Here is a 25,432-nt window from a genome sequence, read left to right as displayed (position 1 = left end):
TCGGGTGGCTATCGGCGCCGGAAGGACGCCGTCTCGACCACGAGCAGCGTCACCGACACGATGTTGGCCAGCAGGGCGCCTCCCGACAGTGACACCACGCTCGCCGTCGCGTGCCGGTCCAGCCCGTAGACCGACACCTGGGTGTAGTAGACCCACATCCCTGAGGCGGCGGCGAGCTGGAGCAGCGCGACGAGGCTGGTGGACAGGTGAACCGCCCCCATCTGGGTCCGGTCGCCGAACTTCAGGATGGTGGTTATCAGCGCCACGATCAGCGCCAGGAACAACTCCCACGGATTGTGGATGATGGGGTCGCCGACGTCGCCGACGAAGAACCCGAAGTTCAAAGTGGCCGCCAGCAGCACGAAGAAGCCGAACACCACCTTCTCGAAGTTCACACCGGCAGCCTAACCGCTCAGGTGCGCCGGATGGTGGCGTCGCGCCAAGCCGGCCGACCGCAGTTCCAGGGCGGCCAGGCCGTGGATCACCCGGTGGTCGGCCCGCCGCCAGGCGCCGGCCGGGTCCGGGCTGACCGCGATCAGCTTCCCCAGCGGACGGCCGGTCAGCGCCCGCAGCGCCAGCAGCTGCTCGCCGCCCGGGGTGGCGGCCAGCTCCAGCGCCGCGCGCTTGCGCCGGAAGAACCGCAGCCGCAGCATCAGCCACGGTGCGCCGACGATCGCGATGGGCGCGGTGGCCACCGCCAGGCCCAGCAGCACCGCCAGCCAGCCGGCGGTGGCGTGCAGGGTCTGCCCGGCGCCCGCGATCTCCAGGGCGGCGGCGCTCGCCCCGGTCAGCGGTTTGCTCAGCGCGTCACCGACGAGCGGGATGCGGTCGGCACTACCGCCGGCGGACTGCAGGTTCGATGCGACGCCATGCGCGCCGGACTCCACCTGCTCGCCGACCGTGGCGAACACCGCGACCGCCCGGTGCACCAGCAGGCCCACCAGCACCCAGCCGGCCGTCCACGCGGCGATCAGTGCGTCGCTGAGCAGCTGGGCCAGCAACCGGGCCGGTGTGGTGGCGTAGGGCAGAAACCGTGAGCTCATGGATTCGATCCCAGCACCATCGGGGTGATTTCGGCGCGGTTCGACTCGCTCAGCGAGCCCTACCGCGCCGAAATCGCAGGGGGATAGGCTGGCCTGATGGCACGCCCCGAGCTCTCCGAATACCTGCACCTGGCCAGTGGCAAAGTCCGCGAGCTCTACCGGATCGACGACGACCACCTGCTGTTCGTCGCGACCGACCGGATCTCGGCGTTCGACTACATCCTGGACAGCGAGATCCCCGACAAGGGCCGCATCCTGACCGCGATGAGCGTGTTCTTCTTCAACCTCGTCGAAGCCCCCAACCACCTGGCCGGGCCGCCCGACGACCCGCGCATCCCCGAGGCGGTGCTGGGCCGCGCCCTGGTGGTGCGCCGGTTGGAGATGATGCCGGTGGAGTGCGTCGCCCGCGGCTACCTGACCGGGTCGGGGCTGCTGGACTACCAGGCCACCGGTGAGGTGTGCGGCATCCCGCTGCCGCCGGGACTGGTGGAGGCCAGCGCGTTCGCCAGTCCGCTGTTCACCCCGGCCACCAAGGCCGAGATCGGCGCCCACGACGAGAACATCTCGTTCGCGAAGGTCATCGAACTGGTCGGCCCGGTGCGGGCCACCCAGTTGCGGGATCGCACGCTGCAGATCTACGTGCAGGCCGCCGAGCATGCGCTGAAGAACGGAATCATCATCGCCGACACCAAATTCGAGTTCGGCGTCGACGCGAACGACAACCTGGTGCTGGCCGACGAGGTGTTCACTCCCGACTCGTCGCGGTACTGGCCGGCGGATGGCTACCGGGCCGGGGTGGTGCAGCAGAGCTTCGACAAGCAGTTCGTCCGCAACTGGCTGACCGGACCGGACTCCGGTTGGGACCGCAACGGCACCGAGCCGCCGCCGGCGCTGCCCGACGACGTCATCGCCGCGACCCGGGCGCGCTACGTCGAAGCCTACGAGCGGATCTCGGGCCTGCGCTTCGACGACTGGATCGGCCCGACCGCATGACCTCTGGGCCGACCCCACCCGTCGCCAAGCGGGTGGAGCACACACGTACCCATCACGGGGACGTCTTCGTCGACAACTACGAATGGTTGCGCGACAAGGCCGACCCCGCCGTCGTCGCCCACCTGGAGGCGGAGAACGCTTACACCGAGGCCGTCACCGCACCGCTGGAACCGCTGCGGCAGCAGATCTTCGACGAGATCAAAGCCCGCACCAAGGAGACCGACCTGTCGGTGCCCACCCGGCGCGGCGACTGGTGGTACTACGCACGGACTTTCGCGGGCAAGCAGTACGGCGTGCAGTGCCGCTGCCCGGTGGCCGACGCAGCCGACTGGAACCCGCCGGTGCTCGACGAACGGATCGACATCCCCGGTGAGCAGGTGCTGCTCGACCAGAACGTGGAAGCCGAGGGGCACGACTTCTTCGCACTCGGCGCGGCCGGTGTCAGCCCCGACGGTCACATCCTGGCGTACTCGGTGGATGTCGTCGGCGACGAGCGGTACACGCTGCGGTTCAAGGACCTGCGCACCGGTGAGCTCTACGACGACGAGATCCCCGGGATCGGCGCCGGAGTGACGTGGGCGACCGACAGCAACACCGTCTACTACAGCACCGTCGACGATGCCTGGCGTCCGGACACGGTGTGGCGCTACCGGATCGGCGCCGGTCAGCCCGCGGAGCAGGTCTACCACGAGGCCGACGAGCGGTTCTGGCTGTCGGTGGGCCGCACCCGCAGCGACGCCTACGTGCTGATCGCGGCCGGGTCGTCGATCACCTCCGAAGTGCGCTACGCCGACGCCGGCGACCCGGACGCGGAGTTCACCGTGGTGCTGCCGCGCCGGGACGGCGTCGAATACGCCGTGGAACACGCCGTCGTGTCCGGGCAGGACCGCTTCCTGATCCTGCACAACGACGGCGCGGTCAACTTCACCCTGGTGCAGACCCCGGTCGGCGAGCCGGGCGACCAGCAGACGCTGATCCCCGGACGCGACGACGTCCGCCTCGACGCGGTGGACGCGTTCGCCGAGCACCTGGTGATCAGCTACCGGGCGGACGGGTTGCCCCGCATCCAACTGTGGCCGATCAGCGCGGACGGCGAATACCAAGCGCCGCAGGAGGTGTCGTTCGACACCGAGCTGATGTCCTCCGGGCTGAGCGCCAATCCGAACTGGAACGGTCCCCGGCTGCGGATCGGCGCGACGTCGTTCATCACCCCGATGCGGGTCTACGACGTCGATCTGGTGAGCGGTGCGCGCACCCTGCTGCGCGAGCAGCCGGTGCTGGGCGACTACCGCCGCGACGACTACGTCGAACGCCGGGACTGGGCTGTTGCGGCCGACGGCACCCGCATCCCGGTGTCGGTCGTGCACCGGGCGGACCTGCAATTCCCGGCGCCGACACTGATTTACGGCTACGGGGCCTACGAGATGTGCGAGGACCCGGCGTTCTCGATCGCCCGGCTCTCACTGCTGGATCGCGGCATGGTGTTCGCGGTGGCGCACGTCCGCGGTGGCGGCGAGATGGGCCGGCTGTGGTACGAGCACGGCAAGATCCTGGCCAAGAAGAACAGCTTCACCGACTTCGTCGCGGTGGCACGGCATCTGGTGGACACCGGCGCGACCACACCGGCGCAGCTGGTGGCGATGGGCGGCAGCGCCGGCGGGCTGCTGATGGGCGCGGTGACGAACCTGGCGCCGGAGGCGTTCGCCGGGGTGGTGGCGCAGGTGCCGTTCGTGGACCCGCTGACCACGATCCTGGACCCGTCCCTGCCGCTGACCGTCACCGAGTGGGACGAGTGGGGAAACCCGCTGGGCGACAAGGACGTCTACTTCTACATGAAGTCCTACTCGCCCTACGAGAACATCGCCGAGCGGGAGTACCCGAAGATCCTCGCGATGACGTCACTCAACGACACTCGGGTGTACTACGTGGAACCGGCGAAATGGGTTGCGGCGCTGCGGCACACCACCACCGGGGCCAACCCGGTGCTGCTGAAGACCCAGATGAATGCCGGGCACGGCGGGATCTCCGGGCGCTACGAACGCTGGAAGGAGACCGCGTTCTGCTACGCCTGGGTGCTGAACGCGGCCGGGACGACGCGGTCCTAGTCCGTCGGCGTGATCGCCTCGGCGAACTGCTGCGGCAGCCAGTTCAGCAGCGCCGGGATGATGCCGCCGAGCGGAGTGCCGGCCAGTTCCCGGGAGATGTCGAAGGTGCCGGGGTAGGCGTTGATGTTGATCGGCGGCGGCGTTGTGCCGCCGATGATCGTCAGGAGACGTTCGTGGAAGACGACCCGGCCGCCGGAGTACTCCACGGTCGCCTCGACGTCGGGGTGTGCTGACCGCGTCAGGATGCCGCCCAGCGGAATGGTGCCGGCGAGGGACTTGACGGTGATGTCACCCAGGCGAGCGGTGCCCGACCCCAGCAGCGGGACGTCTACCGGTTGCGATCCGAGATCGAAACGCTGGCCCACCAGGTCGCCGGGGGAGCGACCGAACGCACCCAGGACGTTCAGTGAAACCCCGGACCCGTTGAGCACGGCGTCGAAGAAATGCGCCGGTGCGGTGAACACGCCAGTGAACGCACCCCACCAGTCGCCGTCGCGCAGATCGCCGAAGACGTCTTTGATGCTGTCCACGACGGCGTTCCAGCCCAGGATGGGGGCGCCCAGCGCGTCGATCAGCATCACGAGCGGCGCTCCGATGGACAACGTCGGGATCGCCGATGCTGTCGACCACGCGCTGGATCAGGTCGTGGAAGTTGCCGCTGAGCACCGCCGTGATGATCTCCCCGGCCGACGGCTCCACGATGCCGTCCCGCAGTGCCGGCAGGTCCACGCCCACCGAGAAGTCGAACGCGGTGCGCAGGACGTTGACGAAGTTCTGCCGCATGTCTTTTCCGGTGTCGAGGATCGCCTGGCCGAAGCCGGCGAAGTCGCCGTGGAACAGCGCGCCGACGATGTCCCGGGCATAACCGATCTGGTTGGCCAGCACCCGGCGTGCGAACGGAAACGGGTTGGCCCTCCAGACCTTGCCGAGCGCCACCAGGTTGGCCCAGGTGTTGCCGAGCAGGTCGGCATAGGGCGCGACCAGGCTGCCGAGGGCACCGATGAGTTGCACAACAGGCGTGGGGACGGTCGGGCGCGGCGGTGTCACCAGGGGGTGTGATCAGGCCGGCGGCGGTGACGACGATGTCCGCCTGATCCGGGGACGGGTTAGCGGACGGTGCATGACGGCAGAATATTCGACGCGGTGATCCCGGATCGTCCGGCGTGGCGTCGCCGCGCGGGTAACGTCGCGGCAATGAGCATCACCGACATCCCGCTGACCACCCTCGCCGGTCAGCCCACCTCACTGGCCGACTATGCCGACCGAGCCGTCCTGGTCGTCAACGTCGCCTCCAAATGCGGGCTGACCCCGCAGTACAGCGCCCTGGAGAAACTCGCGCAGGACTACGCCGACCGCGGGCTGACCGTCATCGGGGTGCCGTGCAACCAGTTCATGGGCCAGGAGCCCGGCACGCCCGAGGAGATCCAGACGTTCTGCTCCACCAACTACGGGGTGACCTTCCCGCTGCTGGCCAAGACCGAGGTCAACGGCGACGGGCGCGACGCGCTCTACACCGAACTGACCAAGACGGCCGACGCCGACGGCACCGCCGGTGACGTGCAGTGGAACTTCGAGAAATTCCTGATCGCCCCGGGCGGTACCGTCGTCAACCGGTTCCGGCCCACCACCGTGCCGGACGCCCCCGAGGTGATCGCGGCGATCGAGGCCGTGCTGCCGAGCTGACGCCCGCCGTCTGCCCGCCCGTCACCTGCCCGACACCCTGGCGCGCCACACTGGCGGTGTGACCGGACAGCTGATCGTCTCCGTCTCCGGGATCGCCGCGGACACCCGCGCCGACGCCGCCGCGTTCTGCGCCCAGTTGGATGACCGCGGCGTACCGGCGTCGCTGCTGGTCGCGCCGCGGCTGCGCGGCGGTTACCGGCTGGACCGCGACCCGGTGACCGCCGACTGGCTGACGGCACGCCGGGCGGCGGGCGCGGGGATCGTGCTGCACGGGTTCGACGAGGCCGCCACCCGCAAGCGGCGCGGCGAGTTCGCGACGTTGCCCGCGCACGAGGCCAACCTGCGGCTGATCGGCGCCGACCGGGTGCTCGAACACCTCGGCCTGCGGACTCGGCTGTTCGCCCCGCCGGGCTGGGAGGTGTCCGACGGGGCGCTGCGTGCGCTGCCGCGCAACGGATTCCGCCTGCTGCTCGGGATGTACAGCATGACCGACCTGGTGTCGGGCGCCACCGTGCGGGCCCGGGTGCTGGGCATCGGCGGGGCGTTCCTGGCCGAACCGTGGTGGTGCTCGACGGTGGTGCTGTCCGCCGAGCGGGTCGCCCGGCGCGGCGGTGTGGTCCGGCTCGCGCTCACCGCCCGTCAGCTGAGCCGGCCGGCGGTGGTGCGGGCAGCGCTGGACGCCGTCGACGCGGCACTGGACCAGGGTTGCGAGCCCGCCGTGTACCGGTGGCCGATGACGGCCGATCGGCACTGTGAGCGCAGCGCCTGAGTCGTTAGGCTGGACCGCCATGAGCGATCATGCGGACGCCGATGCGATCATCGTCGGAGCGGGCCTGGCCGGTCTGGTGGCGGCCTGCGAACTGGTGGACCGCGGCCAGCGGGTGCTGATCGTGGACCAGGAGAACGCGGCGAATCTGGGCGGCCAGGCGTTCTGGTCGTTCGGCGGGCTGTTCTTCGTCGACAGTCCGGAGCAGCGACGGCTCGGGGTGCGGGACAGTCACGAATTGGCGCTGCAGGACTGGCTCGGCACCGCGGGGTTCGACCGGGATGAGGATTACTGGCCGCGGCAGTGGGCGCACGCGTACGTCGACTTCGCCGCCGGGGAGAAGCGCAGCTGGCTGCGGGCCCGCGGGTTGCGGATCTTCCCGATGGTCGGCTGGGCCGAACGCGGCGGCTATGACGCACTGGGCCACGGCAATTCGGTTCCGCGGTTCCACATCACCTGGGGCACCGGGCCGGCACTGGTCGAGATCTTCGCCGGCCGGCTGCGCGGTCGGTCGCGGGTCCGGTTCGCGCACCGGCACCGGGTCGACGAACTGATCCTGGAGGACGGTCGGGTGGCCGGGGTGCGCGGTGCGGTGCTGGAACCGTCATCGGCGGCGCGAGGCGTGTCGTCGTCGCGGAACACCGTGGGGGAGTTCGAACTCCGAGCACCGGCGGTGATCGTGACCAGCGGCGGCATCGGCGGCAACCTGGATCTGGTGCGGCAGAACTGGCCGGCGCGGCTGGGCCGGGTGCCCGGCCAACTGCTGGCCGGGGTGCCCGCCCACGTCGACGGCCGGATGATCGGCATCACCGAGGCCGCCGGCGCCCGGGTGATCAACCGGGACCGGATGTGGCACTACACCGAGGGCATCACCAACTACGCCCCGGTCTGGCCGCACCACGGGATCCGGATCATCCCCGGACCGTCGTCGCTGTGGCTGGACGCCACCGGCAGGCGGCTGCCCGGGCCGCTGTACCCGGGTTTCGACACCCTCGGCACGCTGGAGTACATCGCGGCCTCCGGACACGACTACACCTGGTTCCTGTTGAACCGCAAGATCATCGAGAAGGAATTCGCGCTGTCGGGCCAGGAGCAGAACCCGGATCTGACCGGGCGGAGCCTGCTGAAGCTGGCGCGGTCGCGGGTCGGGTCCGGGGCGCCGGGGCCGGTGCAGGCCTTCGTCGACCGCGGGGTGGACTTCGTGCAGGCGGACTCGCTGCGTGAGCTGGTGACCGCGATGAACAAGGTGCCCGACGTGACCCCGCTGGACTACGCGACGGTGGAGGCCGAGGTGACCGCCCGCGACCGTGAGGTGGTCAACCGGTTCACGAAGGATGGTCAGATCACCGCGATCCGGGGCGCTCGCTCGTACCTGGGCGATCGGCTGGGCCGGGTGGTGGCGCCGCACCGGCTCACCGACCCGAACGCGGGGCCGCTGATCGCGGTCAAGCTGCACATCCTGACCCGGAAAACGTTGGGCGGACTGGAGACCGACCTGGATTCACGCGCGCTCGGCGCCGACGGCAAGCCGATCGACGGACTGTACGCGGCCGGCGAGGCAGCCGGATTCGGCGGCGGCGGCGTGCACGGCTACCGGGCGCTGGAGGGCACCTTCCTGGGCGGCTGCATCTTCTCCGGCCGGGCGGCGGGCCGCGGCGCCGCCGGCGACATCGCCTGAGCGCCCTCGCGTCCTTTTCTCTGCGCCGAGCGGGCGCCTACGTTCACGTTCGACGGCCGAGCGTGCGCCTACGTTCACGTTCGGCGGGGTGGGCGGGAGATCAGAACGTGACGGCGTCCTCCGCCGGCAGCACCTGAAAGTCGGTGCGGCCCATCTCCGCGAGCCGGCCGTGATAGATGCCGCGGGCCTCGGCGGCGATGATCGCCTGGTGGATCGGGACCGCCCGCGCCGGCGCCACCGCCCGCAGGTAGTCGACGGCCTCGGAGATCTTCATCCACGGCGCCGCCGCCGGAGTCGCCAGCACATCCACCGGCTCATCCGGCACGAACAGCGCGTCGCCAGGGTGCATGAACCGGGCCGGATGTTCAGCATCGCCGATCAGATACGAGATGTTGTCGATCAGCGGCAGTTCCGGGTGGATCACCGCGTGCTCACCGCCGGCGCCGCGCACCACCAGATCCCCGACGCTGAACAGGTCCCCGGCATGCACCGCGCGCCACGGCGGCCCCAGCTGGGCGGCGGTCTGCGGGTCGGCGTAGAGCGCCGCGCCGGGGTTGGCGTCCAGCAGTGCCGGCAACCGTTCCACGTCGACGTGATCGGGGTGCTGATGGGTGATGAGGATGGCCGAAAGACCGGTGATCCCCTCGAAGCCGTGCGAGAAGTTCCCCGGGTCGAACAGCATCGCGGTGCCACCGAAGTCGGCGAGCAGACAGGAGTGGCCGAAGTGGGTCAGTTGCATACCTTCGATTGTGCGCCGCGGCGATGGACGGCCGCAGCCGGACTCGCCGGATGCGTCGGGGATGACGAATCCTGCTCGCAGACGTAGACTTTCAGCAATCACGAGCCCGGACGGGAGGACTGTGAATCCGCTGTACGGCGTCGACCTGTCCAACGACAACTGGGGTGGCCGGGCGCCCGCGACGATAGTGCCCGTGTTGAACGAGATCATCCGTGAGGGCTTCACGTTCATCGAACACAAGGTGTCGCAGGGGAACTATTTCACCGACCCCTACTGGCCGACGGTGCTGTCGTGGGCGAAGTCCACCAAGAACATCGTCGTCGGCTACCACTACGTCACCACCAATGACGCCGCGCAGCAGGCCGCGACGTATCTGTCCAACGCCGGCGACCCGAAAGTGCCCTGCATGCTCGACTTCGAGGACCTCGGTGGCGACATCGACAACTTCTGGGCGGTGTGGCGGGCGTTCGTGGCCGCCGGGGTCAATATGCGGCTGTCCTATATCCCGCACTGGTACTGGCAGGACATCGGTTCGCCGGACATCTCCGAGGTCGTCGGGTTGATCGCCTCGGACTACGTCGCCGGAACCGGTTATGCCTCAGTGCTTTACCCGGGCTCGTCGTGGCCGGGCTGGAACGCCTACGGCGGCGCCACCCCGGCGATCCTGCAGTTCACCGACCAGGCGCAGGTCGCCGGTCTGGTCTGCGACGCCGACGCCTTCCGCGGAACCGTGTCAGATCTGCATCGTTTGCTGGGAACAGGAGGACCACTGATGGCGCTCACCGATGAGCAACAGCTGCAACTGCTCAATGCGGTGCTGGACATCCAGACCCAGTTGCGCGGACCGGGTTTGGCCGGCTGGCCGCAACTTGGACAGAACAGCAAGGGGCAGAACCTTACCGTCGTCGACGCACTGGCCGCGGTGAAGAACGACGTCGAGAGCGAAAACCACTAGGAGGCAGGCCATGACCGATCCGAACGTCGACGCGACCGCGCAGACGGTGTCCGACAAACTCGACGGAACCAACTTCGTCGGGCAGATCCTCGGTTACCGGCAGGCGGCGATGTTCTACGACGCCAACATGTTCGGGCTGAGTAAGGACTACGCCTTCCCCGAGGGCGCCAACGCGTCGCCGTCGCTGCTGGACCAGGCGACCAGCATGGCCAAGCTGCTCACCCGCAAGCAGAAACTCGCCGATGGCAACGACTACGACCTGTGGGACTGCGTCTTCACGCTCACCAAGTGGGTGCTCACGCAGAACCCGCACATCAACGACGACGAGATCAACTCGGTGAACTACAAAGGGCAGAAGTGACCCTGGCACTGTTCACCGTCGGCGGCACCGGGCAGGCCGGGCCGACCGATCCGAACCAGTTCCCGGTGCAGGTCGCGCAGGCGCTGATGCCGTCACCCTGGCAGATCGTCGCCGACAAACTCGACGGGCTGGCGGCGACCTCGCCGGTGAACTGGTTCCCGATCAACTACCCCGCCGCCGTCTACCCGATGGCGCCCAGCGTGCAGGGCGGGCGGGAGAACCTCGTCGCCGCCATCCGCAGTACGCCGGGGCCGATCGTGCTGTGCGGGTACAGCCAGGGCGCGATCGTCACCGACGTGGTCTGGTCGCTGGACCTACTGGCCGCGGATGGCGTCATCCACGACCGCCTGCCCGACGTGGCGGCGATCTTCAACTTCGGCGATCCGCTGCGCTGCCCGGGCATCGCCAACGGCAACCTGCTGGCCGGGGCGCCGCTGCCGACCGACCTCGACGGTGTGGTCACCGGGGGCATCGCCGGGCCGGCGGACCTCACGCCCGCGCAGACCCCGGACTTCCTCTACAGCTTCGCGCTCGACGGTGACCTGTACGCCAGCGCGCCGGTCGGGGCGGACCCGTGGCATGACGAGGCGGCGCCCGGCCGGGTGGAGACCAACATCTACAACATCGTTCAGACGGCGACGGTGATCGACGTCGCCGAGATCGCCGAGGACCTGTTCACCCCGGTCGCCACGGTCGAGGCGATCATCAACGGGTTGACGTTCGCCGCGGCGGGAGCCAACGCGCCGCACTTCCACTACGGGCCGTTCGTGCCGACCGTCGTCAACAGAATCCGCCAGATCGCGGCGCAGACCGCCGATATCAGTGTGTGATCTGCTCGGCGAACACCCCGCCGGTATCGTTGACGCCGACCAATCCGCAGTCGACAGTAGGGAGCCGCGCGTGGCCCGGGTGGTTGTGCACGTCATGCCCAAAGCCGAGATCCTCGACCCGCAGGGGCAGGCGATCGTCGGCGCGCTGGCCCGACTCGGGCACGCCGGCGTCGCCGACGTGCGGCAGGGCAAGCGATTCGAACTCGAAGTCGACGACTCGATCAGCGACGACGCGCTGGCCGAGATCGCCGAATCGCTGCTGGCCAACACGGTCATCGAGGACTGGACCGTGACCCGGGAGAACCGGTGACCGCCCGCGTCGGCGTCATCACCTTCCCCGGCACCCTCGACGACGTCGACGCCGCCCGTGCGGTCCGCGCCGTCGGCGCCGAGGCCGTCAGCCTCTGGCACGGCGACGCCGACCTGAAGGGCGTCGACGCCGTCGTCGTGCCCGGCGGATTCTCCTACGGCGACTACCTGCGCTGCGGCGCCATCGCCCGGTTCGCCCCGGTGATGGGCGAGGTCGTCTCGGCCGCGGCCAAGGGCATGCCGGTGCTGGGCATCTGCAACGGATTCCAGGTGCTCTGCGAGGCCGGGCTGCTGCCGGGCGCGCTGACCCGCAACATCGGCCTGCACTTCGTCTGCCGGGACGTCTGGCTGCGGGTCGCCTCGACGTCGACGGCGTGGACGTCGCGGTTCGACGCCGACGCCGACCTGCTGATCCCGCTGAAATCCGGTGAGGGCCGCTACGTCGCCTCCGAAGCCGTGCTCGACGAGCTGGAGGGCGAGGGCCGGGTGGTGTTCCGCTACCTGGACAACATCAACGGTTCGATGCGCGACATCGCCGGTGTGAGTTCGGCCAACGGACGCATCGTGGGGCTGATGCCGCACCCCGAGCACGCCACCGAAGCGCTGACCGGCCCGTCCGACGACGGGCTCGGCCTGTTCTACTCCGCGCTGGACGCGGTGCTCACCGCCTGATTCCGGCGGCCGTGTCCGCCCGACAGTTCCTCTTTGTGGAATAGTGGGCATCTTTCGTTGAAAATCTGTGCGTCATTGCGACGACTCCAATTGACGACTGAGCGATTTCCCAGCTAATCGCAAGCTTTGCTACCGTGTTGGCCGTCACACCGGAACCAACATGCGGGGAGTCGCACATGGGCCACTGCAAGCGAGGCGCAGCACAGGGCGCTCGATCCACTCGGCGTCGCACGGCAGGTGCGGGCACCGTGATCGGCGCGTTCCTGGCGTTCGGACTGTCGCCGCTGGCCGCTGCGCCGGTGGCACAGGCCGACGGTGAGCTGGACTGGCTGCAGGACCTGCTCGGTTCGATCTCCGTGCCCGCCGACACCGGCGGGCTCGCCGAGACCGGGTGGGACTGGTCATGGCTGGACGGTTCCGGCGCCGAGGCGGCGCTGTCCGGGTCGTTCGCGGCCGACCCGATCACGGTCTCCGGCCTGGTCGACGACTGGTTCTACCAGCCGATGCACACCATGATGCAGGACTGGATCACCAGCCCGACCGGCATCTTCATCGACACGATCATCAACTCGATGGGCATGGGCTACGTGATCGGCAACGGCGCCGACAGCCTGCTGCCCGGGATCGCCGGCGGCAACGCCGGATGGCTGTTCGGTGACGGCGGCGACGGCTACGACAGCCTGCTGCCCGGGGTTGCGGCCACGGCCGGCGGTAACGCCGGCATGTTCGGTAACGGCGGTGCCGGCGGTGACGGTTACGACAGCATCCTGACCGGAGTCAACGGCGGTGACGGTGCCGACGGCGGCACCGGCGGTACCTGGATGGGGATCGGCGGCGCCGGCGGCGAAGGTGGCGCCGGCTACCACAACATCGTTGTCGGGCAGGCCGGCACCGACGCCGGCGACGGCGGCAACGGCGGCGACGGGGTCGGCTGGCTGTTCGCCAACGGTGGCGCCGGCGGTGCGGGCGGTGGCGGTGGGCACGGCTATGACGGCCTGGCAGCGCTGGGACAGGCCGGCACCAACGCCGGTGACGGCGGCAACGGCGGCAACGGCGGTGCGAGCAAGAACTGGATCGGTGACGCCGGCGCCGGTGGCGCGGGTGGCGCGGGCGGCGAGGGCGGCTCCGGTGGTTCGGGTGTGCTCGGCGGCAATAGCGGCCTGGTGACCGGTGCCGGCGGCCACGGGGGTAACGGCGGTGTCGGCGGTAACGGTGGCAAGGGCGGCGTTGCGATCCTCGGTGTGACCGGTGCCGGTGGTACCGGCGGTGCTGCGGGCTCCGGTGGCGATGGTGGTGACGGGTCCGACGGGTCGTCGTCGCTGATCCCCAACGGCGGCGCGGGCGGTGCGGGTGGCAACGCGGGTAGTGCCGGAGTGGGCGGCTTCAACGGTGCCGGCGTCAGCCAGGCCGCCGGCGGTGCGGTCGGCGACGGCGGTGACGGCGGTAAGGGCGGTGACGGGTTCGACACACTGACCGCTGTGGGCACCGCCGGCAATGGTGGCGCGGGTGGCGCCGGCGGCACCGGCGGCCTCACCGGCAACGGCGGTACCGGTGGTGCCGGTGGTGCCGGCGGTAACGGTGCCGGCGGGGCGGCGGCGCTGGGGGTTTCCGGCCCGAACGGTGGCAACGGCGGTGCCGGTGGTGCCGGCGGTGCGGCGGGCACGACTTCCGGCAATGGCGGTGCCGGTGGTGCCGGTGGTGCGGCCGGCAACGGCGGCGACGGTGGCTCGGGTGTGCTCGGTGGTGGAGCACTCGGCGGTGGCGGCAACGGCGGTAACGGTGGCACCGGTGGTGCCGGCGGCACGGGTGGCGCCTCGGCGCATGGCACGGTCGGTGCCGGCGGCGTCGGTGGTGCGGCCGGATCCGGCGGTAATGGCGGTGATGGTTCGAATGGGTCGTCGTCGCTGATCGCCGATGGTGGCAAGGGTGGTGCCGGTGGCAACGCGGGCACCGCGGGTGTTGGTGGTCTCGACGGTGCCAGTGCCCACCAGGCCGCCGGCGGTGCTGCGACGGCTTCTGGTGGTAACGGCGGTAAGGGTGGTGACGGTTTCGACACCCTGACCGCGCTGGGTACGGCCGGTAACGGTGGTGACGGCGGTGCCGGCGGCACGGGTGGCACGGCCGGGAACGGCGGCACCGGTGGTGCCGGCGGCCACGGCGGTGACGGCGCCAACGGGACGCCGGTGCTCGGTGAGAACGGTCCCGGCGGAGGCAATGGTGGCGCCGGTGGTGTCGGCGGTGCCGGTGGCACGCTTGCCGGTAACGGCGGTACCGGTGGTGCCGGTGGTGCGGCTGGCAACGGCGGCGACGGTAGCTCGGGTGTGCTCGGTGGTGGCGCTGCCGGTGGTGGAGGTGCCGGTGGTTCCGGCGGCACCGGTGGTGCCGGTGGCAACGGTGGTGTGGCCGCGCACGGCACGGTCGGTGCCGGTGGTGTCGGTGGCGCGGCCGGATCCGGTGGTGACGGTGGCGATGGTTCGAACGGGTCGTCGTCGCTGATCGCCGATGGCGGCAAGGGCGGCGCCGGTGGCAATGCGGGCACGGCCGGCGCTGGTGGTCTGGCCGGTGGCACCGGCACCCAGGCAGCGTCTGGGGATGCGACCGCCTCGGGCGGTAACGGTGGCAAGGGCGGCGACGGCTTCGACACGCTGACCGCGGTCGGAACCGCGGGCAATGGTGGTGATGGCGGCGCCGGTGGCAGTGGTGGCACCGATGGCGATGGCGGCACTGGCGGTGCCGGTGGCCACGGCGGTAACGGTGCGAATGGTGCTGCGGCACTGGGTGCGTCAGGTCCGAACGGTGGCAACGGTGGCCACGGTGGTGCCGGCGGTGCCGGCGGCACCAACGCGGGCAACGGCGGCACCGGTGGTGCCGGTGGCGCAGCCGGCAACGGCGGTGACGGTGGTTCGGGTGTGCTCGGCGGTGGCGCTGCCGGCGGCGGTGGTGCGGGTGGCAGCGGCGGCACGGGTGGTGCCGGTGGCAACGGTGGTGCGGCGGCCCATGGCACGGTCGGCGCCGGCGGTCAGGGTGGTGCGGCCGGTTCTGGTGGCAATGGTGGTGATGGGTCGAACGGCAGTTCGTCGCTGATCGCCGACGGTGGCAAGGGTGGTGCCGGCGGTAACGCCGGTTCGGCGGGGGCGGGTGGTTTGGCCGGTGGTACCGGGGCGCAGGCTGCTGGTGGTGCGGCGACGGCCAACGGTGGCAACGGCGGTAAGGGTGGTGACGGGTTCGACACCATCACCGCTGTGGGTAAGGCCGGGGATGGCGGCGCCGGTGGCGCCGGTGGTTCAGGTGGTACGGCCGGTAACGGCGGCACCGGTGGCAATGGTGGTACCGGAGGCAGGGGTTCGGATGCTCTGACCGTCGGCGTCAACGGCGCCAACGGTGGTTCCGGTGGCGCGGGCGGTGCCGGCGGGGCCGGCGGCAGCATCTCCGGCAATGGCGGCATCGGTGGTAACGGTGGTAACGCCGGTGGTGGCGGAGCAGGTCACGCAGGTGCCGGCGGTGCCGTCAACGCCGGTGTCGGCGGCGACGGCGGTCACGGCGGCAGCGGTGGCACCGGTGGCGTCGGTGGCCAGGGCGGGGCCGCGCAGGCCGGCCATGCCGGCAGTGGCGGCAGTGGTGGCAACGGTGGTAGCGGCGGCAGCGGTGGCGCCGGCGGCGTCGGCTCCACGGTGATTGCGGCCGGCGACGGCGGTGCCGGTGGTCACGGCGGTGATGCTGGGGCCGGCGGTGCTGGCGGTGTCTCAGGGATCGACGACAACGGCAACGGTGGTCAGGGTGGCACCGGCGGCAACGGTGGGACCGGTGGCAGCGGCGCCGTTGGTGCTCAGGGAGCAGTGGTCAACCAGGCCGGCACCACCGGTGGCACCGGCGGCACCGGTGGCGCCGCCGGCAAGGGCGGCGACGGCGGCGCGGCGACCGGCGCAGTCGGTGGCAACGCCGGTAGCGGCGGCCAGGGCGGCACCGGTGGCACGGGAGGTACGGGTGGCGCCGGGTACGGCGGGTCGCTCTACCCCGGGGTCGGCGGTGATGGCGGGACCGGCGGTGCGGGCGGTGCGAGCGGCAACGGTGGTGACGGTGGCACCGGCGCAACCACCGGTAGCGGCGGCAACGGTCCACAGGGCGGCACCGGCGGAAACGGAGGTGCCGCCGGCAGCGGTGCACACGGCAAGCCCGACGGCACCCCCGGCGCCCCGGGCGGCGGCGGAGCGGGCGGCACCGGGGGAGCGCCCGGCGGGAGTTCGGGAGGCCCGGGTAACGCGGGCCAGCCCGGCAGTTAGGCGTCGACAGGCCGCTGCACCCCTTCGGCGCCGATCGTGCGCCGATGAGAAACACTGGACGTCATGGCCGCCACCGCATACGGACTCTGCCAGTTCATCGACGCCTCGCCGTCGCCGTATCACGTGTGTGCGACGGTTGCGCAGCGGCTGACGGCGGCGGGTTACAGCGAACTGGCGGAGGCCGACCGCTGGCCCGGACGGGGACGGTATTTCACCGTCCGGGCCGGCTCGATCGTGGCCTGGAACACCGGCGACAACGCGGACCGGCCGTTCCGGATCGTCGGTGCCCACACCGACAGCCCCAACCTGCGGGTCAAACAGCGGTCCGATCGGATCGTCGCCGGCTGGCAGCTGGTCGCGCTGCAGCCCTACGGCGGGGCGTGGCTGAACTCCTGGCTCGATCGTGACCTGGGGATCAGCGGACGGTTGTCGGTCCGGGCCGGCGCCCGCATCACCCACCACCTGGTCCGCATCGACGAGCCGCTGCTGCGGGTGCCGCAGTTGGCCATCCACCTGGCCGAGGACCGCAAGTCGGTGACCCTGGACCCGCAGCGGCACGTCAACGCGCTGTGGGGCGACGGCGACTCCCCGCAGTTCCTCGGCTATATCGCCGAGCGCACCGGCGTCGAGCCGCTGGAGGTCCTCGGCTTCGACCTGATGGTCCACGACCTCAACCCGGCTCGGCTGAGCGGCATCGGCGACGCGTTCGTCAGCGCACCGCGGCTGGACAATCAGGCCAGCTGCTACGCCGGGCTGGAGGCGCTGCTGGCCGCCAAGCCGCACTCCCAGCTGCCGGTGCTCGCCCTGTTCGACCATGAGGAGGTCGGATCCACCTCCGACCACGGCGCGGCCTCCGACCTGCTGCCGACGGTGCTGGAGCGGATCACGCTGGCCGCCGGCGGCAACCGGGAGGACCACTTGCGCCGGCTGTCCCAGTCGATGCTGGCCTCGGCCGACATGGCGCACGCCACCCACCCGAACTACCCCGACCGGCATGAGCCGGGCCATCTGATCGAGGTCAACGCCGGCCCGGTGCTCAAGGTCCAGCCGAACCTGCGCTACGCCACCGACGGGCGCACCGCCGCCGCGTTCGCACTCGCGTGCCGTCAGGCGAACGTGGCGTTGCAGCGCTATGAGCACCGCGCCGACCTGCCGTGCGGGTCGACGATCGGCCCGATGGTCGCCGCCGGCACCGGCATCCCCACCGTCGACGTCGGCGCACCACAACTGGCCATGCATTCCGCCCGCGAGATGATGGGCGCCCACGACGTGCCCGCCTACGCCGCGGCGCTGCAGGCGTTCCTGGCGCCGGCCTGACGTGATTTCGGCGCGAAAAGGTGCGCTCAGCGACCCGAACCGCGCCGAAATCATCCCCGCGGTTGCACGTTCACTGCCCAGTCGAGCAGTGCCGGGTCGTCCAGGGCATCAGTCAGATAGTCGCCGTCGAGTCGCCGCCCGGGTTGGGAGGGCACCGTGACGAGGAAGGCGCCGGCGGCGCGGGCGGCGGCCACCCCGGTCGCCGAGTCCTCCAGCGCCACCCCGGTTTGTGGTGCCGCGCCGAGCAGTTCGAATGCCCGCAGATAGAGCTGCGGGTCCGGTTTGGGCCGGTCGACCTCGTCGGCGGCCACCGTCACCCCGAAGAATCGGTCGAGGCCCGACGTGCGTAGCGCGGTCGTGAGCAGGGCGCGTGGACTGTTGGTGGCGACGGCGATCGGGATCCGGCCCGCCAGCAGGTTGAGCAGCCGCACCGCGCCCGGCATCGGATCGACCCGCACCGCCAGTTCTGCCTCGACCCGGCTGAACAGCTCGGCCTCAAGGCGTCGGCCTTGGCCCGGATGCCCGAAGTGCGCCGCCATGTTCGCGCAGGCCGCTTCCACCGTGCGGCCGATGAGCAGGTCTTTCTCGGCCGGTCCGAAGTCGAACCCGCGGTCGGCGAACAGTGACGCCTCCGCCCGTGACCAGCAACTCTCGGTGTCCAGCAGCAGGCCGTCGCAGTCGAAGACAACCGCGCTCACCGATCCCGGCAGCGTCACGCCATCACGCTAGCGCCGCAGCGGCCGATTTCGGCGCGCTAACGTGCGCCCAGCGACGCTAACCGCGCCGAAATCGCGGGGTGCCGCCCGAGGCCACCTGCCCCGCCGCCACCGGCAATTAGACTCATGGCCGTGATTGACACCGTCGCCAACGCCGCAGCGACCCCCGACCACCCGCAGCCGTTCAAAGAGCTGGGTCTCAAGGACGACGAGTACCAGCGGATCCGTGAGATCCTCGGCCGCCGGCCCACCGACGCCGAGCTGGCGATGTACTCGGTGATGTGGAGCGAGCACTGCTCCTACAAGTCCTCCAAGGTGCACCTGCGCTACTTCGGCGAGACCACCACCGACGAGATGCGCAAGACCATGCTGGCCGGGATCGGGGAGAACGCCGGCGTCGTCGACATCGGCGACGGCTGGGCGGTCACCTTCAAGGTCGAGTCGCACAACCACCCGTCCTACGTGGAGCCCTACCAGGGCGCGGCCACCGGTGTCGGCGGCATCGTCCGCGACATCATGGCGATGGGCGCGCGCCCGGTCGCGGTGATGGACCAGCTGCGGTTCGGCGCGGCCGACGCCCCCGACACCCGCCGGGTGGTCGACGGGGTGGTGCGCGGCATCGGCGGCTACGGCAACTCGCTCGGCCTGCCCAACATCGGCGGCGAGACGATCTTCGACGAGTGCTACGCCGGCAACCCGCTGGTCAACGCGCTCTGCGTCGGGGTGCTGAAGAAGGAAGACCTGCACCTGGCGTTCGCGTCGGGCACCGGCAACAAGATCATCCTGTTCGGGGCGCGCACCGGGCTCGACGGCATCGGCGGCGTGTCGGTGCTGGCCAGCGACACGTTCGCCGGGGACGAATCAGGGGCGGGGAGAAAGAAGCTGCCCGCGGTGCAGGTCGGCGACCCGTTCACCGAGAAGGTGCTCATCGAGTGCTGCCTGGAGCTGTACGCCGCACACCTGGTGGTCGGCATCCAGGATCTCGGCGGTGCCGGATTATCCTGCGCCACTTCGGAGCTGGCGTCCGCCGGTGACGGCGGCATGCACATCGACCTGGAGCGGGTGCCGCTGCGGGCGACCGGCATGACCCCCGCCGAGGTGCTCTCCAGCGAATCGCAGGAACGGATGTGCGCGGTCGTCGCCCCGGAGAACGTCGACGCGTTCATGGCGGTCTGCAAGAAGTGGGACGTGCTGGCCACCGTGATCGGCGAGGTCACCGACGGCGACCGGCTGCAGATCACCTGGCACGGCGAGACCGTCGTCGACGTGCCGCCGCGCACCGTCGCCCACGAGGGTCCGATCTACCAGCGTCCGGTGCAGCGTCCCGACACCCAGGACGCCCTCAACGCCGACACCACCGCCGGAATCCAGCGGCCGAGCACCGGTGATGAGCTCAAAGCGACTCTGCTGCAGATGATCTCCAGCCCGCACCTGTGCAGCCGAGCGTTCATCACCGAGCAGTACGACCGCTACGTCCGCGGCAACACGGTGCTCGCCGAGCACGCCGACGGCGGGGTGCTGCGCATCGACGAGGAGACCGGCCGCGGCGTCGCGATCTCCACCGACGCGTCCGGCCGCTACACCAAGCTGGACCCCTACACCGGTGCACAGCTAGCGCTCGCCGAGGCGTACCGCAACGTCGCCGTCACCGGCGCCACCCCCGCCGCGGTCACCAACTGCCTGAACTTCGGCTCCCCGGAGGACCCCGGCGTGATGTGGCAGTTCGCCGAAGCAGTCAAAGGTCTCGCCGACGGCTGTGCGGCACTGGGCATTCCGGTCACCGGCGGCAACGTCAGCTTCTACAACCAGACGGGGTCGACGGCGATCCACCCCACCCCGGTGGTCGGGGTGCTCGGCGTGATCGATGACGTGAAGCGCCGCATCCCAACGGCTTTCGGCACCGAACCCGGCGAGACGCTGATGCTGCTCGGCGAGACCCGCGATGAGTTCGACGGGTCGATCTGGGCGCAGGTCACCGCCGGTCACCTCGGCGGCCTGCCGCCGCAGGTCGACCTGGCCCGCGAGCAGCTGCTGGCGGAGGTGCTGGTCGCCGCATCGCGTGACGGGCTGATCTCGGCGGCGCACGACATCAGCGAAGGTGGGCTGATCCAGGCCGTCGTGGAGTCCGCGCTGGCCGGCGAAACCGGTTGCCGCGTACTGCTTCCGGAAGGCGCCGACCCGTTCGTGACGCTGTTCTCCGAGTCGTCGGGCCGGGCGCTGGTCGCGGTGCCGCGCACCGAGGAGAGCCGGTTCCGGTCCATGTGCGAAGCCCGCGGGCTGCCGGTCACCCGGATCGGTGTGGCCGATCAGGCATCGGACTCGGTGGAGGTTCAGGGGCAGTTCGACATCACGCTGGCCGAACTGCAGCAGACCTCGGAATCGGTGCTGCCCGGGCTGTTCGGATAGCCGGATCGCCATGCCCGCGCGACGTTCGCCGCTGGTGTGGGCCTGGCACCTGCTGCGGCTGAAGTTCGTCGGGGTGGCGTTCGGTGCGCTGTTCTTCTGCCTGTCGCTGACACCGTCGCTGCTGCCGCGCGACTGGCTGTTCCAGGGTCTGATCGGCGGCATCAACGCCGCATTCGGCTACGGCCTGGGCGTGCTGATCGGTGCGGCGCTGGACCGGCTGCTGCGCGGGGCGCACTGGTGGCCGCCGCGGCGGTCGGTGCTGCTGGTGCTGAAGACGACGGTGACGGTGGCCGCGCCGACGGCCTGCGTGCTGATGCTGATCCCCGCCGCCGGCTGGCAGCGGGAGGTCTCGGCACTGCTCGGCATCGAAGGTCCGGCGACCCTGTGGTATCTGCGCACCCTCGGTGTCGCGATCCTGGTGGGCACCGCGATCATCTCGGCGGTGCGGGTCCTCATCGACCTCGTCAAACTGCTTGCGCGCGCGCTGATGCGGCGCTGGGGGCTGCACACCGAGGTCGCGCTGTTCATCGGCACCGCGATCGTCGTCGTGCTGCTCGTCACGCTGGTCAACGGTGTGCTGATCCGCGGATTCTTCGCCGGCGCCAGTGCGGTGTTCCAACCCGAGGACAGCGCCACCCGAGCCGGGGTGACCCAACCGCAGCAGCCCGAAAGATCCGGCAGCCCAGCCTCGTTGGCGCCGTGGGACACCCTGGGCAGCCAGGGTCGCAGCTTCGTCGCCGGCGGCCGGCACGCCGCCGAACTGACCCGGATCAACGGACGGCCCGCCAAGGAGCCGATCCGGGTGTACGCCGGCCTGCACAGCGCCTCCGACGACTCGGGCCGGATGGAGTTGCTGCTCGACGAACTGCACCGCACCGGCGCCTTCGAGCGGCAGCTACTGGTGATCGCCCCGACCACCGGAACCGGGTGGATCAACCCGGCGGCGGCGGACTCGCTGGAGGCCGTCTACAACGGCGACACCGCGATCGTCGGTGTGCAGTACTCCTACCTGCCGAGTTGGATCTCGTTCCTGGCCGATCAGCGCAAGTCGATGAACTCCGGCCGGCTGCTGGTGGACACCGTCCACGACCGCTGGAAACGTCTGCCGGTCGACCATCGGCCGAAACTGGTGCTCTACGGCGAGAGCCTGGGGTCGATGGCCGGCCAGGCCGCGTTCGGCTACCTGCCGGACGTCACCGAGATGGGCTTCGACGCGGTGCTGTGGGTGGGGCCGCCAAACGCCAGCACGCTGTGGGACGCGCTGGTGGCGCGCCGCGACCCCGGCAGCACCGCGGTGGCGCCCCGCTACGACAACGGCCGCACGGTGCGGTTCTCCCAGGGCAGCACACCGGAGGAGGTGGCGGCGGCCGCCGCACCGCCGTGGCACGGCACCCGGGTGCTGTTCCTGCAGCACGCCTCCGACCCGGTGGTCTGGTGGTCGCCGGATCTGCTGTTCGCCCGGCCGGACTGGCTGACCGAACCACCCGGCCCGGACCGCACGGCGTCCATGCGCTGGTATCCGGTCGTGACGTTCTGGCAGGTCAGCGCGGACGTCAGCAACGGCGAGGGGATGCCGGCCGGGCACGGCCACAACTACGCCGACACGATCCTGGACGGCTGGGTGGCCGTGGCGCCGCCGGCCGGCTGGGCACCCGCGGACACCGAGCGGGTGCGGGTCGCGCTGCGGCGCGGATAGGCATGCGGGATGCTTCACCCATGCAGCGTTACGAACGCGACCGCCTGACATTCGACGTCCGCGATGCCGGGCCGCCCGACGGCCCCGTCGTGGTGCTGCTGCACGGCTTCCCGCAGCGCAACGACAGCTGGAGCGCCGTCATCGACCGGCTCACCGCCGCCGGCTACCGCTGCCTGGCGCCGAATCAGCGCGGCTACTCCCCGGGTGCCCGGCCGCCGCATCGGAGGGACTACCGGATGGCCGAACTCGTCGCCGACGTCGGCGCGCTGATCGACGCCAGCGGGGCAGCGCGGGTGCACCTGGTCGGGCACGACTGGGGCGCCGCGGTGGCGTGGAACGTCGCGGCCGAACTGCCCGACCGGCTGGCCAGTGTCGCCCCGGTGTCGGTACCGCACCCGGCCGCGTTCGTGAACGCACTGTTCACCAGCCGGCAGGGGCTGGCGTCCTGGTACATGGCGTTCTTCCAACTGCCGTGGCTGCCGGAGTGGTTGATGACGCGCGGCGGCGTCGCCGCGACCGCCGCCGCCCTGCGCCGCACCGGGCTGACCGCGGCGGGCGCCGACCGGGATGCGCAGGCGATGGCCGAACCGGGGGCGCTGACCGGCGGACTCAACTGGTACCGCGGGTTGCCGCTGTCGAACCTGCGGGACGCTGCCCGGTCCGTCGCGGTCCCTGCGATGTACGTGTGGAGCGACGACGACTTCGCCCTGCTCGGCAAGGCGGCCCGCAACACCGTCCGCCACGTCGACGCCGACTACCGGTTCGAGGTGCTGCCCGGCGCCTCGCACTGGATCCCCGACACTCGCCCGGACGCGCTCGCCGACCTGCTGCTCGACTGGTTCGCCGCGCACCCGGCCGGCTGAGGAGATGGCCCCCCGCAACCCGGCCGACCCGCAGCAGACCCGCGACGCGGTCACGGCCGTCCAGGACTGGCTGCGCGACGACACCCAACCGCAGCCGGCGCGGGCCGAGCTGGCGAACGCGGTGCGCCTGACCGCCCGCACCCTGGCCGCGATCGCCCCCGGCGCCAGCGTCGAGGTGCGGGTCCCGCCGTTCGTCGCGGTGCAGTGCATCGCCGGCCCGAAGCACACCCGCGGCACCCCGCCCAACGTCGTCGAGACCGATCCGCGGACCTGGCTGCTGCTGGTCACCGGGCTGCTCACAGCCGACGAAGCCGAACAGGCCAGCGCGCTGCGGCTGTCCGGCGGCCGGGCCGGTGAGGTCGCCGGCTGGCTGCCGTTGGTGAGCCTTGACGGCTGTTGAGACGTACACTGGACGCCGTCACAGATGCCGGCCCCCGGGAGCAGCGAAAACGTGCCTGACCAGCCTGTTGATGATCTTGAAAATGCACCTCGCGAAGAGTGCGGCGTCTTCGGCGTCTGGGCACCGGGCGAAGATGTAGCCAAGCTCACGTACTACGGCCTGTATGCGCTGCAGCACCGTGGCCAGGAAGCGGCCGGCATCGCCGTCGGCGACGGCCAGCAGGTGCTGGTGTTCAAGGATCTGGGCCTGGTCAGCCAGGTGTTCGACGAGCAGACGCTGGCCGCCATGTCCGGCCACGTCGCGATCGGCCACTGCCGCTACTCCACCACCGGCGACACCACCTGGGAGAACGCCCAGCCGGTGTTCCGCAACACCGCGGCCGGCACCGGCGTCGCGCTGGGCCACAACGGGAACCTGGTGAACACCGCGGAGCTGGCCGGTCGCGCCCGGGAACTGGGCCTGATCAACCCGCGGCTGCCCGGCGCGGCCACCACCGACTCCGACATCCTCGGCGCCCTGCTGGCGCACGGCGCGGCCGACGCCAGCCTGGAGCAGGCGGCGCTGGAACTGCTGCCGACCGCCCGCGGTGCGTTCTGCCTGACGTTCATGGACGAGAACACCCTCTACGCCGCCCGCGACCCGTGGGGCGTGCGGCCACTGTCGCTGGGCCGGCTGGACCGCGGCTGGGTGGTGGCCTCGGAGACCGCGGCACTCGACATCGTCGGCGCCTCGTTCGTCCGCGACATCGAGCCGGGCGAGCTGCTGGCGATCGACGCCGACGGCGTGCGCTCCACCCGGTTCGCCAACCCCACCCCCAAGGGCTGCATCTTCGAGTACGTCTACCTGGCCCGGCCGGACTCCACCATCGCCGGTCGGTCGGTGCACGCCACCCGGGTGGAGATCGGCCGCCGGCTGGCCGTCGAGCACCCCGTGGACGCCGACCTGGTGATCGGGGTGCCGGAGTCGGGCATCCCGGCCGCGGTCGGCTACGCGCAGGAGTCCGGCATCCCCTACGGGCAGGGTCTGACCAAGAACGCCTACGTCGGGCGCACGTTCATTCAGCCGTCGCAGACCATCCGTCAGCTCGGCATCCGGCTGAAACTGAACCCGCTCAAGGAGATCATCCGCGGCAAGCGCCTCGTCGTCGTCGACGACTCGATCGTGCGCGGCAACACCCAGCGCGCCCTGGTGCGGATGCTGCGGGAGGCCGGGGCGGTCGAGGTGCACGTGCGGATCGCCTCCCCGCCGGTGAAATGGCCGTGCTTCTACGGCATCGACTTCGCCTCCCCGGCCGAGCTGATCGCCAACGTCGTCGAGGACGAGACCGAGATGGTGGAGGCGGTGCGGTCGGCGGTCGGCGCCGACAGCCTCGGCTACGTCACGCTGCAGGATCTGATCGCCGCCACCGAGCAGCCGAAATCCCGGTTGTGCACCGCGTGTTTCGACGGGAACTACCCGATCGCGCTGCCCAGTGAGAACGCGCTGGGCAAGAACGTCGTCGAGCAGATGCTGTCCAAAACCGCCCTGCGCGCCGACCAGTCCGACGCCGACGCGGACGCCCCCGGCGCACGCCGGACGTAGTTGGCCTTAGTTGCCGCATCGGGCCGCGGTGCGGCCCGG

Annotated in this window: 23 protein-coding genes; 18 read left to right on the top strand and 5 right to left on the bottom strand. The window is 70.8% G+C overall.

Features of this window, described 5'->3' with window-relative positions; all coding sequences use genetic code 11:
* Positions 1-8: 8 nt before the first annotated feature.
* Positions 9-395 (bottom strand): DUF6394 family protein, encoded by a 387-nt coding sequence (locus KIH27_RS02630; protein WP_214091358.1) that lies wholly within the window; start codon positions 393-395, stop codon positions 9-11.
* 9 nt (positions 396-404) lie between these two features.
* Positions 405-1,043: a hypothetical protein gene (locus KIH27_RS02625; protein WP_214091357.1), complete on the bottom strand. Its 639-nt coding sequence runs from the start codon at positions 1,041-1,043 to the stop codon at positions 405-407.
* A gap of 96 nt (positions 1,044-1,139) precedes the next feature.
* Between KIH27_RS02625 and KIH27_RS02620 the strand changes: the two genes are divergently transcribed.
* Together KIH27_RS02620 and KIH27_RS02615 are read left to right on the top strand one after the other, a co-directional pair.
* On the top strand, positions 1,140-2,036 hold the full coding sequence (locus tag KIH27_RS02620; protein ID WP_214091356.1) for a phosphoribosylaminoimidazolesuccinocarboxamide synthase: 897 nt from the start codon (positions 1,140-1,142) through the stop codon (positions 2,034-2,036).
* Positions 2,033-4,141, top strand: coding sequence for a S9 family peptidase (locus KIH27_RS02615; protein WP_214091355.1), 2,109 nt, complete (start codon positions 2,033-2,035; stop codon positions 4,139-4,141). Before KIH27_RS02620 ends, KIH27_RS02615 begins: the two co-directional genes overlap by 4 nt.
* On the opposite strand, the gene KIH27_RS02610 is transcribed toward KIH27_RS02615, so the two are convergent.
* A complete protein-coding gene (locus KIH27_RS02610) occupies positions 4,138-4,743 on the bottom strand; it encodes a hypothetical protein (RefSeq protein WP_214091354.1) in 606 nt (201 codons plus the stop codon). The genes KIH27_RS02615 and KIH27_RS02610 overlap by 4 nt on opposite strands.
* Here KIH27_RS02610 and KIH27_RS02605 point away from each other — a divergent pair.
* The 4 genes from KIH27_RS02605 (at position 4,736) to KIH27_RS02590 (ending at position 8,268) form a co-directional block, all read left to right on the top strand.
* Positions 4,736-5,200: a hypothetical protein gene (locus KIH27_RS02605; protein ID WP_214091353.1), complete on the top strand. Its 465-nt coding sequence runs from the start codon at positions 4,736-4,738 to the stop codon at positions 5,198-5,200. The genes KIH27_RS02610 and KIH27_RS02605 overlap by 8 nt on opposite strands.
* Before the next feature lie 135 nt (positions 5,201-5,335).
* Positions 5,336-5,824, top strand: a complete 489-nt coding sequence (locus KIH27_RS02600) for a glutathione peroxidase (RefSeq protein WP_214091352.1) — start codon at positions 5,336-5,338, stop codon at positions 5,822-5,824.
* A gap of 58 nt (positions 5,825-5,882) precedes the next feature.
* Positions 5,883-6,593 (top strand): DUF2334 domain-containing protein, encoded by a 711-nt coding sequence (locus KIH27_RS02595; RefSeq protein ID WP_214091351.1) that lies wholly within the window; start codon positions 5,883-5,885, stop codon positions 6,591-6,593.
* Positions 6,594-6,612: 19 nt separating this feature from the next.
* Complete coding sequence (locus KIH27_RS02590; RefSeq protein WP_214091350.1) at positions 6,613-8,268, top strand: FAD-binding dehydrogenase; 1,656 nt, start codon at positions 6,613-6,615, stop codon at positions 8,266-8,268.
* 100 nt (positions 8,269-8,368) lie between these two features.
* On the opposite strand, the gene KIH27_RS02585 is transcribed toward KIH27_RS02590, so the two are convergent.
* Complete coding sequence (locus KIH27_RS02585) at positions 8,369-9,007, bottom strand: MBL fold metallo-hydrolase (RefSeq protein WP_214091349.1); 639 nt, start codon at positions 9,005-9,007, stop codon at positions 8,369-8,371.
* A 121-nt stretch (positions 9,008-9,128) separates the two neighbouring features.
* On the opposite strand from KIH27_RS02585, the gene KIH27_RS02580 reads away from it, so the two are divergent.
* From KIH27_RS02580 to KIH27_RS02550, 7 genes are all read left to right on the top strand, one after another.
* Entirely contained in the window at positions 9,129-9,962 is an 834-nt protein-coding gene (locus tag KIH27_RS02580) for a GH25 family lysozyme (protein ID WP_214091348.1), read from the top strand.
* Positions 9,963-9,972: 10 nt separating this feature from the next.
* A complete protein-coding gene (locus KIH27_RS02575) occupies positions 9,973-10,323 on the top strand; it encodes a hypothetical protein (RefSeq protein WP_214091347.1) in 351 nt (116 codons plus the stop codon).
* On the top strand, positions 10,320-11,153 hold the full coding sequence (locus KIH27_RS02570) for a PE-PPE domain-containing protein (protein ID WP_214091346.1): 834 nt from the start codon (positions 10,320-10,322) through the stop codon (positions 11,151-11,153). The genes KIH27_RS02575 and KIH27_RS02570 overlap by 4 nt, the downstream gene beginning before the upstream one ends.
* Before the next feature lie 70 nt (positions 11,154-11,223).
* Complete coding sequence (purS, locus tag KIH27_RS02565; protein WP_214091345.1) at positions 11,224-11,463, top strand: phosphoribosylformylglycinamidine synthase subunit PurS; 240 nt, start codon at positions 11,224-11,226, stop codon at positions 11,461-11,463.
* Positions 11,460-12,134: a phosphoribosylformylglycinamidine synthase subunit PurQ gene (gene purQ, locus KIH27_RS02560; RefSeq protein ID WP_214091344.1), complete on the top strand. Its 675-nt coding sequence runs from the start codon at positions 11,460-11,462 to the stop codon at positions 12,132-12,134. The genes purS and purQ overlap by 4 nt, the downstream gene beginning before the upstream one ends.
* A 248-nt stretch (positions 12,135-12,382) precedes the next feature.
* Positions 12,383-16,414: a PGRS repeat-containing protein gene (locus tag KIH27_RS02555; protein ID WP_214091343.1), complete on the top strand. Its 4,032-nt coding sequence runs from the start codon at positions 12,383-12,385 to the stop codon at positions 16,412-16,414.
* A gap of 63 nt (positions 16,415-16,477) precedes the next feature.
* Complete coding sequence (locus KIH27_RS02550; protein WP_214091342.1) at positions 16,478-17,731, top strand: M18 family aminopeptidase; 1,254 nt, start codon at positions 16,478-16,480, stop codon at positions 17,729-17,731.
* A gap of 50 nt (positions 17,732-17,781) precedes the next feature.
* On the opposite strand, the gene KIH27_RS02545 is transcribed toward KIH27_RS02550, so the two are convergent.
* A complete protein-coding gene (locus KIH27_RS02545; protein WP_307856764.1) occupies positions 17,782-18,447 on the bottom strand; it encodes an HAD family hydrolase in 666 nt (221 codons plus the stop codon).
* Positions 18,448-18,573: 126 nt separating this feature from the next.
* Between KIH27_RS02545 and purL the strand changes: the two genes are divergently transcribed.
* The 5 genes from purL to purF are packed head-to-tail and all read left to right on the top strand — an operon-like array spanning position 18,574 to position 25,393.
* On the top strand, positions 18,574-20,853 hold the full coding sequence (gene purL / locus KIH27_RS02540) for a phosphoribosylformylglycinamidine synthase subunit PurL (RefSeq protein ID WP_250149447.1): 2,280 nt from the start codon (positions 18,574-18,576) through the stop codon (positions 20,851-20,853).
* A 10-nt stretch (positions 20,854-20,863) separates the two neighbouring features.
* On the top strand, positions 20,864-22,549 hold the full coding sequence (locus KIH27_RS02535) for an alpha/beta hydrolase (protein WP_214091340.1): 1,686 nt from the start codon (positions 20,864-20,866) through the stop codon (positions 22,547-22,549).
* Positions 22,550-22,569: 20 nt separating this feature from the next.
* Positions 22,570-23,412: an alpha/beta fold hydrolase gene (locus KIH27_RS02530; RefSeq protein WP_214091339.1), complete on the top strand. Its 843-nt coding sequence runs from the start codon at positions 22,570-22,572 to the stop codon at positions 23,410-23,412.
* 4 nt (positions 23,413-23,416) lie between these two features.
* Positions 23,417-23,812 (top strand): sterol carrier family protein, encoded by a 396-nt coding sequence (locus tag KIH27_RS02525; protein WP_214091338.1) that lies wholly within the window; start codon positions 23,417-23,419, stop codon positions 23,810-23,812.
* A gap of 51 nt (positions 23,813-23,863) precedes the next feature.
* On the top strand, positions 23,864-25,393 hold the full coding sequence (gene purF / locus KIH27_RS02520) for an amidophosphoribosyltransferase (RefSeq protein ID WP_372451288.1): 1,530 nt from the start codon (positions 23,864-23,866) through the stop codon (positions 25,391-25,393).
* Positions 25,394-25,432: the final 39 nt, after the last annotated feature.

It is taken from the genome of Mycolicibacter acidiphilus (assembly GCF_018455725.1).
GTDB classification, from domain to species: domain Bacteria; phylum Actinomycetota; class Actinomycetes; order Mycobacteriales; family Mycobacteriaceae; genus Mycobacterium; species Mycobacterium acidiphilum.
Note: the sequence above shows the minus strand (reverse complement) of the source record. Positions and strands in the feature narration are given on the sequence as shown.